The organism is Acrocarpospora corrugata, from assembly GCF_009687845.1.
GTDB classification, from domain to species: Bacteria; Actinomycetota; Actinomycetes; order Streptosporangiales; family Streptosporangiaceae; genus Acrocarpospora; species Acrocarpospora corrugata.
In genome coordinates this window covers 1-8,916 of record NZ_BLAD01000149.1, presented here as the reverse complement: position 1 = coordinate 8,916, position 8,916 = coordinate 1, and the positions used below count along the sequence as shown (strand labels likewise).

The window sequence follows — 8,916 nt, the reverse complement described above, 5'->3', positions numbered from 1 at the left end:
CCCCCGACCACTACTGGTCCTGGCTCTGGTCCGCCGGCATGCGCGCCATGATGGAATCCATCCCCACCCCCGCCCTCCCCGAGGCCAAACACACCTTCACCGAAGGCGTCCGCTCACTGGCCGCCCCCGACGGCACCTTCACCTTCACCATGCCCCTCCGCTTCACCACCGCCACCCGCCCCTAACCGGGCCGACACGGACACCCGCCCGACCCCCTGTCATGCGGCCTCGCCCCGCCAGCCACGGCTACCAGGCCAGAGGGACGCCTGACCACGGCCGCCAGAGCGGAGAGATCAAGCCGGGACGCCAGGGCAAACGACCGCCAAGCCGGGGACGCCCGACCAACGGCCGCCAAGCCGGGGACGCCGAAGATCACGCCGGTAAACAATGCAGAGAAGTCCAGGACCTCGCCCTGCAGAAGACGGATCGCATTCCCGGAAGTTCTGGTGGTTCGGGCGCTACTCCGTGTTTTGTTCTTGGTTGGATCGGGCGTCGTTTTGTTCTTGGTTGGATCGGGCGTCGATGCGGCGGGCGATTCGGGATGCCGCGTAGCCGAAGGAGTTCGTGGCGATGTGGACCAGGGCGGGAGCAAGTAGTCCGCCTCTCCGCCGGAGTTCCCAGAAGGCGGCTCCAGCAGCTGAAGTGGCGATCACTGTCCCTGCCACCAGCCGGGTCAGGTCGACTGGCGAGTGGCGGTAGCGCGCTTCCCCTTCCGATTCGGGGGAGATCGGCTCGGCGGTTGGGTCGACGGCCGGGCGCGCCCTCGGGTCCGGGTCGATGCTCCCGCTGGTGCCGTTCGCGGTGGCGACGACGCTTCCGCTGTGGTCGCAGCCCGCGTCACCATCGGTCAGGCTGTCGAAATCGCCTGTGGTCAGGCGGGTGATTGTGGGATTCGCGCGGGCCATGTCGAGGGCGGGGAGGATGTGCCAGAGGCCGAAAAGGAGGGACGAGAGGGCGGCTGCCGTCCTCGGGCGGACGGAGCGGGACAGCAGAGCGGGCAGGACGCCACGAAAAGCGATCTCTTCCAGCAGCACCGTTCCGATCGGCACCTGGAGCAGGGCTTCCTCCAGGACGCGAGCCCGGGTGAGCGCGAGGGCGCGCTCGTCGCGAAACAAGGAGCGTGTTCGCGGCAGCCCAATCCCGACGGTGTAGACGGCGGCGACTCCTGCCGCCAGCCCGCCACCGATCAAAGCCCCCGCCCTCAGACGCTCGAAGCCGATTTCCTCGTTCCGTAACCCTTCCCGGCGCGCGACCCCCAAAAGCACCCCCGTGGCCACAGCCGACGTCAACGGAGCCCATCGTTTGGCCACCACGTTGTTCATCACATTCGCGCCAGCCAGAACCCCACAACACACCACAACAGTCTTCAACCCCGCCACCGAATCTCCTCCCGCCACATCACCGACGCTAGCCGCTGCCTCAGTGACGAGCCCCACAGACGCCGATGCCCGCCACGGAAGGGATCAGCAAGCGGTGACGCCCTACTTAGCCGACGCCACCCACGGAGAGGCCAGCAGGCAGTGACGCCTGTTGGCAGCCGACGCCACCCAGGGGGAGACCAGCAGGCGGTCACGCCCCTGTCGGCAGCCGATGCCACCGCGGGAGAGGCCAGCAGGCAGTGACGCCCTGTTGGCAGCCGATGCCACTCACGGGAGAGGCCAGCAGACGGTCACGCCCCGTTGATAACCGCTGCAGCTCGCGGAGAGATCAGCAGGCGGTGACGCCCTGTTGGTAGCCGGTGGCGAAGGCGGATTGGCGGCGTTCGGGGGTTCCGTGGGCACCGGGTTCCCACCAGGCGTCGGTGGGGTCGCCGGCCGCTTGGAGGTTGTTGATGATTTCGGAATCGTCGCCGGGGTCGGCCCGGAGTTGCTGCGCTTGGATGAGGGCGTTGAGGGTGCCACCGGCGTAGCAGTCGGCTTGAAGCTCGCGTTCCACGCTGAAGTTGAAATTCTGGGTGAGCTGCGCTTGCACGGCGTGGCCGAATTCGTGAGGAATGACGACGTAGACGGCGGCGTCGCCTAACTGCTGGTACATGCCCTGGAGCCAACCAGCGTCGAAGGCGATGAAATGGCCGTCAGAGCAGTAGAACGCGTTGTTCGCGACGGACGGCTGACCGCCACAGGTGGGACCGTCGGAGCCGGAGTAGGGGACGAAATCCCGGATGGGCTCGTAAGTACCACCGATCGCCTGGAACTGCCGCATCCAGAAGTTCTCGGTCAGGCAACGCGCAAGCAGTACATCACTTTCGAACGTGTCGCCGGCCTCCTCACATCCCCAGGACGGCGCATTCTGGGTGTTGGGCTCTATCTCCGGTTCAGTTTGGTCAGATCCAGCACCAGAGCTGGGCTCGGATTCAGGATCGGCGGCGGAGGTAGACCCTGCCCAGGAATCAGACGGCTCCGATGACGACAAGGCCCCGGTGACCGCTCCACACGCGGAGCCCGACAGAACAGCGCACACCGCAACGATGACGGCGACCATCTTTCGAGGGAACACCTCTCCATCGTTACCTGGATCCGCCGCCTAAATCCCCTAAAAAGACGACATCGCAGTCACCCCATAAACACATCGCCATCACGCCTGGAACGACCGTCAAGCAATACCCCTGCGTACGGCGAGGGCACGAAGTTCCGCAGGCGTCGGACCAGGTCCGTACAACATGCCGGAGACCATCGCGGCCACCGACGGGCGGGAGATCTTCTGCGGGGCGACGCGTTCAGCGGCGAGCAGGGCCAGGACGGCCTGGTTGGGACGGCCGTGCTGTTCCCACGCGCGAGCGATGTCGATGCAGTAGCGGGCCTGCCGTTCGGGAGTGGGCAGCAGATGATGGTTCACCGCGCGAGCATGGTCGAGAGCGACGCCCGGTTCGCCGAGAACAGTGTGAATACCGATGCGGTAGACGCCGACGTTCGCGGGCGTGGGCAACCTGCCGCGGCCGTTACCGGCGGACAGCCGGGCGGCGGCCGTTCGGCTTCGCCGATCAGATCGAGGGCTTGGGCACGCTGCCCGTTCTGGGCGCAGGAGTAGGCGGCGGTGCACAGCAGTGCGGCATACACCGCGAGCACCTCCTGATCCGGGATCCCGATGTCCACACGAGCCCGAGCGCGGCCCGGGTGAGCAACGTGACCGCGCCATCGTGACGACCTTGCCTGCGCATGGCGATCGCCACCGAACGGGAGGCCCCGCCGACGGCGACGAGGGTCACCTGACCTGTTCGCGGCCGTCAGCGCCCGGTCGGCGGCCACCCAGGCCATCCCGTCCGCCGACTGCCCCGTGGCGAACAGGGCTGTTGTGGTGATGCCCGCGAGTCCGGTGAGAAACTGGCGTCGCTGCACGGCCTCCTCTGCTCCCACGAGGGTCCCAACCCTAACGGGCGGCATCCCGGCCGGGGCAGGCATCCGTGGGTCGGGGATTGTGCCGTTGGGGGCCAGAGTCAGGTGGCAGTCGGACGAGCTCATAGGTGGTTTGGCGCGCTGACCCTCCTTGGCAAAGCTGCCCGGGAAGTTGGAGCAGTCGGTAGCGTCCCGCTGTGTCGTCCACGACATGATGGGGATACCTTCGAGGCAGGCATCATGTCGATTGGCACGAAATGTCGGAGGCTTCCGCTTTACTGAACAGAACCGTCGCCCAGAGGGAGGTCGCATGAGCACTGTGATCGAGAAGAGCGAGCGGGCACTGCGCAGGGAGCGAGCGGCTCTCCTGAAGCGAGCAGGCATCTCCGAGGACGAACTGCGCCGACAGGCTGAGACGTATCAACTGACAGCCGAGCAGATGGATCCTGGACGCCGTCAACAGTATTGATTACCTGCTCGAGGATTGATGCCCCTGGCCGAGACCGATGACGCTCTCGCTGACCGGGCCAAGGAATTCGCTGACAACCTCACCACCACGGTGCATGGCGTGGTGGGTGATGACGTTCCGCCGTTCGAAGCGATCTACCTGAGTAGGGTGCCGGTCGCGTCGTCATCCGAACTCAGACTTCCGCTGGGAATACCTCCGCGCGCCGACTAGCAACATCCCTTCCGCACACTTCCACGTGCACGCCCACCGGGACGAGATCGTCTTCCTCCTGCTCTCAGGCTGCACTAACCGGCGGACCAAGAAGCGCGCCGCCCAACTCGATGCGCCGACGCCCGACGTGCCGCGGCTGCAGGACGTGCACTTCCCGCTCGGCGGACCTCGCTTCCGGCTCTGCCTCAAAGACGTGCTGCAGTTCCTCATCGAGGAGCTCAGCATCGACAAGACCGACACGTGGAGGACAGCCGTGGAAGAGGGCCGCAGGACCTGGCGTCCCATGCAGTTGGGTGCCGCCGTCCGCGACACCCCGGAGGAAGCTGTCCGGGTCCTCACCTCCATGGGCTATCTGATCAGTCCGCCGGACCAGATCTTCGCCGAAAGCGACGAACTCGCAATGTACTGACCCGTGTTCAGGCGCTTCCCAGACCCCATGTGCGCGGCGGGCCGCCGGGTTCAGAGGGCCGGCCAGGTGTGGACCGGGTCGTTGGTGTGCATGTGGCGGGTGTAGTGGAGGGTCATTTGGCGGAGGGCTTCGTGGTTGGCGCCGAGGGTGTGGAAGGTCTGGGATTGCCAGGTGGCGCCGGTGATGTGGGTGAGGCAGCGTTGTTCGATGATGCCGAGGAGGCGGTCGCGGTGGGTGGGGGCTACGCCCCATTTGTCGAGGCCCTCGTGGGCTAGGGGGAGGAGGCGGCGGAGGATGAGTTCGGCGGCGGGGACCTCGCCGAGGCCGGGCCAGTAGAGGCGGGCGTCGAGGCCGTGGCGGGCGGCGGTGCGGAGGTTGTCCTCGGCGGCGGCGAAGGACATCTGGGTCCAGACGGGGCGTTCCGCGTACGGGAGGACGCGCATCAGGCCGTAGTAGAAGGCGGCGTTGGCGGCGATGTCGACGACAGTGGGGCCGGCGGGGAGGACGCGGTTCTCGACGCGGATGTGCGGGAGGCCGTCGGCGACGGCGTAGACGGGGCGGTTCCAGCGGTAGACGGTGCCGTTGTGAAGGGAGAGTTCGCCCATCGTGGGGGTGCCGCCGCTGTCGAGGACTTCGCGGGGGTCCTCGTCCTCGCACATGGGCAGCAGCGCCGGGAAGTAGCGCACGTTCTCCTCGAACAGGTCGAAGACCGAGGTGATCCAGCGTTCCCCGAACCACACCCGTGGTCGTACGCCCTGGGCTTTGAGTTCTTCTGGGCGGGTGTCGGTGGCCTGTTCGAAGAGGCTGATGCGGGTTTCGCGCCAGAGTTCCTTGCCGAACAGGAACGGGGAGTTGGCGGCGACGGCGACCTGGGGGCCGGCGATGGCCTGGGCGGCGTTCCAGTGGGCGGCGAAGGCGGGCGGGCTGACCTGGAGGTGGAGTTGCACGCTGGTGCAGGCGGCCTCGGGGGTGATGCTGTCGGCGTAGGTGTCGAGGCGTTCGACGCCTTCGATGCCAATATGCAGGTCTTCGCCGCGGGCGGCGAATATCTGCTCGTTGAGGAGTTTGTAGCGGGGGTTGGCGGAGAGGGTCGCCTCGTTGACGTCCGCTTCGCGGAGGGTGGGGAGGATTCCGACCAGGACCATGTGGCCGCCGACGGTTCTGGCCCGCTCCTCGGCGTGGTTGAGTTTGTCGCGGACCGACTGTTCCAGGGTGAAGAGGCCGTCCTGGGAGAGGTCCTGCGGTTCCACGTTTATCTCGACGTTGAACTGGCCGAGTTCGGTCGCCCAGTCGGGCTCCGCGATGGCGGCCAGCACCTCGGCGTTCTTCATCGCGGGCTCGCCGCGCTCGTCGACCAGGTTGAGCTCGATCTCCAGCCCGGCCAGCGGGCGGTCGGCTTCGAAGCGTGACTCGCGCAACATCTGGGCCAGCACGTCCAGGGACCGCCGGATCTTGTCGCGATAAATCCGGCGGTCTTCCCGGCTGAACGTTATGGCAGGTACGTCACGTCCCATCAGGGAAGCGTCGCACGCGAGCGCGGATCAGACCAGGCGACGGGCGGTGGCCCAGCGAGAGAGTTCGTGCCGGTTGGAGAGCTGCAGCTTGCGCAGCACCGAAGACACGTGCGTCTCGACGGTTTTCACCGAGATGAAGAGCTCTTTGGCGATCTCCTTGTACGCGTATCCGCGCGCGATCAGCCGGAGCACCTCACGCTCCCGGGTGGTCAGGGAGTCGAGTTCGGGGTCGATCGGCGGGGCCTCCGTGGAGGCGAACGCGTCCAGGACGAAACCGGCAAGACGGGGCGAGAAGACGGCGTCGCCCTCGGCCACCCGGTTGATCGCGTCGGTCAGCTCGTTGCCGTTGATGGTCTTGGTGACGTAGCCGCGGGCACCGCCGCGGATCACGCCGATCACGTCCTCGGCGGCGTCGGAGACCGAGAGGGCGAGGAAACGCACCTGCGAGCCCCCGCCGAGCACCCGCCGGAGCACCTCCTGGCCGCCGCCGCCCGGCATGTGCACGTCCAGCAGCACCACGTCGGGTTCGAGTTCGGCGATCGTGCGCACGGCCGTCTCCACGTCCTCGGCCTCGCCGACGACCTGGATGGACGGCCCCAGCTCGGCGCGTACCCCGGACCGGAACAGCCGGTGGTCGTCCACGATCAGCACACGTACGGTCTTCATGCGGTCCTCTTCATCGTCAACATGATCTCGGTGCCTTCGCCCGGGGCGGTCTTGACCCGGGCGCTTCCGCCGTTGCGCTCCATCCGGCCGATGATCGACTGGCGGATGCCCATCCGATCATCCGGCACGTCGTCGAGGGTGAAGCCCTTGCCGCGGTCCCTGACGAACAACGTCACCTCGTCGGGTTCGATCTCCAAGTAGACCGACACGACCGGGGATTCAGAATATTTCGCCGCGTTCACCATCGCCTGCCTGGCCGCGTGGAGCAAGGCCGACAGGCTCTCGTCCAGTTCGCAGTCGCCGACGCAGACGATTTCGATGGGAATGCCGTGCGCGTCCTCCTCCTCGGCCGCCACCCGCCGGACCGCCGCCGCGAGCGTCGCGTCAGCGTCCTGTTTCGGCTGGTAGAGCCAGTTGCGCAGCTCGCGTTCCTGGGAGCGGGCGAGGCGGGTCACTTCGCGCGGGTCGTTGGCGTTGCGCTGGATCAGGGTGAGGGTGTGCAGCACCGAGTCGTGCACGTGGGCGGCGACTTCGGCGCGCTCCTCCTGCCTGATGCGTTCGGTGCGCTCCTTCTGGAGTTCCTTCCAGAGGCTGGCCAGCCAGGGGGCGGCGATCAGGCCGATGCCGCCGACCACGACGGCGGTGAACATCAGGCCGGTGCCGGCCTGGGCGAGCTGATCCTGGGCGACCAGGAAGCCGATCGCGCCGACCACGACCAGCAGGAGGCCGATGCCAGAGCGCACCCAGGTCTGCCGGACCTGGCCGACGGTGCTGTTCATCCAGCGCTGGCGGCGGCCGGGGTCGGCCTGCTGCCAGAGAATCAGGGAGCCGATGCCGCCGATCGCGATCGGCCAGGTGGCGACGCCGCCCGCGGCGGCTCCGCTGAGTACGCCGATGGCGGCCAGCACGAAGCCGACCAGGCCGTAGGCGGCCACCTGGCCCCAGTCGCGGCCCCGGTCCACCTTCTCCGACGGCTCGCGTGGCGTGAACATCCATAGCGCGGCGTACGCCACGATCCCCAGGCCGTCCAGGACGGTGAGCAGCACAAACGCGAGCCGCAGCACAACGGGGTCGAGCCGCAACTGCTCGGCCGCCCCCTGCGCGACTCCCGCCACCACACGCCCGGACAGGGGCCTGGTCAGCTTGGGAAACGCCGGTGTGGCGTCAGGAATCTCAGACATCGCCTCTGCATCGTCACATCTCGCCCCAGAGTATGCATCAGGGCGCGTCCCTGAGACCGAGTTCAGGGGTTCCCCCGATGGCACATGCCCCCACCAACCGACCACGATGGAACCATGACCGAAGAACCCACGTCCGGGCCGAACGCGAAACACCCGAACGCGGCAACCCCGAATCCCGAACCGCCCCAGACCCCGACATCCGACACCGACACCGGTGCGGAGAGCACGGCCGGGACGGCATCGGCCACGGGCTCCGCCGCGGACTCGGCCCCGGCTTCCGCGCGGGTACCGGTCCCCGACGCCACCGCCGAGCCCAGCACGGACTCCGCGCCGGAACCAACCCCCGAGCCCACCATGGAGTCGGGCGTGGGCCCGGCAGCGGAATCGGCCGCGGACTCCTCGCGCAGCTCGGAAGAGGGGTCGAACGCCGGCTCCGGCTCCGGCTCCGGCTCCGGCTCCGGCTCCGATGAGGAGACCGCGTCTCCTGTGGACTCTGGGCGGGAGACTCCGCGGTTTTTGCAGCGGAGTAGTGAAGGGCGGATGTTGACGGGGGTGTGTGCGGGGCTGGGGCGGTTTTCTGGGATGGATCCGGTTTTGTTCCGGGTGGGGTTTGCGGTTTTGGTGTTGGGTTCGGGGATCGGGATATTTCTTTATATCGCCGCGTTTTTGTTGATGCGGGAGCCCGATGGGCGGCCGGGATACATGGAGCAGTGGACGCGGCGGATTTTCGACGCGGAGACGGTTCTCGCGCTGCTGACGGCGGTGTTCGCGTTTGGGTTGATTATCAATGTGGCCTCGGGGGGGATCGGCCGGGGGACCATCGTGGTGGGGACGTTGCTGGCGATCGCGTTGCTGGCGGCGCATGCGCGGGGGGTCGATCTGCTGGCGATGGCCCGGTCGATTCCGGAGCGGATGACCGGGCGCAGGGGGATGACCCGGGCGCCGGAGAGCGCGTTCGCCCGGCCGTTCGGCGTGTCTTCGTATGCGATGCCCGAACCGGCGATGCCGCCGTCCCCAGGCCCGTACGGCTTCACGCCCTCCTACACCGCTCCCCAGTCCGGCGGCTACCGCCGACTGTCCGACCTGGCACGCGAAGCGAGAAGCGCCACCTTCGCCCCACCCACCGCCCCCCAGC

Annotated in this window: 11 protein-coding genes and 2 pseudogenes; 6 read left to right on the top strand and 7 right to left on the bottom strand. The window is 67.6% G+C overall.

Annotated features, from left to right (window positions below; all coding sequences use genetic code 11):
• Positions 1 to 185: pseudogene (locus Acor_RS42735) on the top strand (hypothetical protein); the annotation flags it as partial.
• 273 nt (positions 186 to 458) lie between these two features.
• Here the strand turns inward: Acor_RS42735 and Acor_RS41415 are convergent.
• The 4 genes from Acor_RS41415 to Acor_RS41400 all read right to left on the bottom strand — a co-directional run bounded on the left by Acor_RS41415 (position 459) and on the right by Acor_RS41400 (position 3,092).
• Positions 459 to 1,190, bottom strand: a complete 732-nt coding sequence (locus Acor_RS41415; RefSeq protein WP_246239840.1) for a CPBP family intramembrane glutamic endopeptidase — start codon at positions 1,188 to 1,190, stop codon at positions 459 to 461.
• Between the two features lie 517 nt (positions 1,191 to 1,707).
• On the bottom strand, positions 1,708 to 2,481 hold the full coding sequence (locus tag Acor_RS41410) for a neutral zinc metallopeptidase (RefSeq protein WP_155342231.1): 774 nt from the start codon (positions 2,479 to 2,481) through the stop codon (positions 1,708 to 1,710).
• 111 nt (positions 2,482 to 2,592) lie between these two features.
• On the bottom strand, positions 2,593 to 2,835 hold the full coding sequence (locus Acor_RS41405; protein ID WP_155342230.1) for a hypothetical protein: 243 nt from the start codon (positions 2,833 to 2,835) through the stop codon (positions 2,593 to 2,595).
• The gene (locus Acor_RS41400; RefSeq protein ID WP_155342229.1) at positions 2,832 to 3,092 is read right to left on the bottom strand and encodes a hypothetical protein; all 261 of its coding nucleotides are present in this window, start codon (positions 3,090 to 3,092) and stop codon (positions 2,832 to 2,834) included. Before Acor_RS41400 ends, Acor_RS41405 begins: the two co-directional genes overlap by 4 nt.
• A gap of 550 nt (positions 3,093 to 3,642) precedes the next feature.
• On the opposite strand from Acor_RS41400, the gene Acor_RS41395 reads away from it, so the two are divergent.
• The 3 genes from Acor_RS41395 to Acor_RS41385 are packed head-to-tail and all read left to right on the top strand — an operon-like array spanning position 3,643 to position 4,420.
• Entirely contained in the window at positions 3,643 to 3,801 is a 159-nt protein-coding gene (locus Acor_RS41395) for a hypothetical protein (RefSeq protein WP_155342228.1), read from the top strand.
• Positions 3,802 to 3,819: 18 nt separating this feature from the next.
• Positions 3,820 to 4,011 (top strand): hypothetical protein, encoded by a 192-nt coding sequence (locus tag Acor_RS41390; RefSeq protein ID WP_155342227.1) that lies wholly within the window; start codon positions 3,820 to 3,822, stop codon positions 4,009 to 4,011.
• Between the two features lie 25 nt (positions 4,012 to 4,036).
• A complete protein-coding gene (locus Acor_RS41385) occupies positions 4,037 to 4,420 on the top strand; it encodes a hypothetical protein (RefSeq protein ID WP_155342226.1) in 384 nt (127 codons plus the stop codon).
• A gap of 50 nt (positions 4,421 to 4,470) precedes the next feature.
• On the opposite strand, the gene Acor_RS41380 is transcribed toward Acor_RS41385, so the two are convergent.
• Genes Acor_RS41380 through Acor_RS41370 form a run of 3 tightly spaced genes read right to left on the bottom strand, consistent with a single transcriptional unit; the run spans position 4,471 to position 7,781 of the window.
• Positions 4,471 to 5,934, bottom strand: a complete 1,464-nt coding sequence (locus Acor_RS41380) for a glutamate-cysteine ligase family protein (RefSeq protein WP_155342225.1) — start codon at positions 5,932 to 5,934, stop codon at positions 4,471 to 4,473.
• Between the two features lie 27 nt (positions 5,935 to 5,961).
• Complete coding sequence (locus Acor_RS41375; protein WP_155342224.1) at positions 5,962 to 6,600, bottom strand: response regulator; 639 nt, start codon at positions 6,598 to 6,600, stop codon at positions 5,962 to 5,964.
• Positions 6,597 to 7,781 (bottom strand): ATP-binding protein, encoded by a 1,185-nt coding sequence (locus tag Acor_RS41370; RefSeq protein ID WP_155342223.1) that lies wholly within the window; start codon positions 7,779 to 7,781, stop codon positions 6,597 to 6,599. Before Acor_RS41370 ends, Acor_RS41375 begins: the two co-directional genes overlap by 4 nt.
• Before the next feature lie 84 nt (positions 7,782 to 7,865).
• Here Acor_RS41370 and Acor_RS46610 point away from each other — a divergent pair.
• Together Acor_RS46610 and Acor_RS45270 are read left to right on the top strand one after the other, a co-directional pair.
• A pseudogene (locus tag Acor_RS46610) lies at positions 7,866 to 8,402 on the top strand (PspC domain-containing protein); the annotation flags it as partial.
• Positions 8,403 to 8,453: 51 nt separating this feature from the next.
• The coding region (locus Acor_RS45270) for a hypothetical protein (protein ID WP_422664872.1) at positions 8,454 to 8,916 on the top strand (463 nt) is incomplete at its 3' end.

What these genes read in the sequence shown, in the direction of transcription:
- Acor_RS41410 (WP_155342231.1), bottom strand. Translation starts at nt 2,481, where the DNA reads ATGGTCGCCGTCATCGTTGCGGTGTGCGCTGTTCTGTCGGGCTCCGCG.
- Acor_RS41395 (WP_155342228.1), top strand. Translation starts at nt 3,643, where the DNA reads ATGAGCACTGTGATCGAGAAGAGCGAGCGGGCACTGCGCAGGGAGCGA.
- Acor_RS41390 (WP_155342227.1), top strand. Translation starts at nt 3,820, where the DNA reads ATGCCCCTGGCCGAGACCGATGACGCTCTCGCTGACCGGGCCAAGGAA.
- Acor_RS41380 (WP_155342225.1), bottom strand. Translation starts at nt 5,934, where the DNA reads ATGGGACGTGACGTACCTGCCATAACGTTCAGCCGGGAAGACCGCCGG.
- Acor_RS41375 (WP_155342224.1), bottom strand. Translation starts at nt 6,600, where the DNA reads ATGAAGACCGTACGTGTGCTGATCGTGGACGACCACCGGCTGTTCCGG.
- Acor_RS41370 (WP_155342223.1), bottom strand. Translation starts at nt 7,781, where the DNA reads ATGTCTGAGATTCCTGACGCCACACCGGCGTTTCCCAAGCTGACCAGG.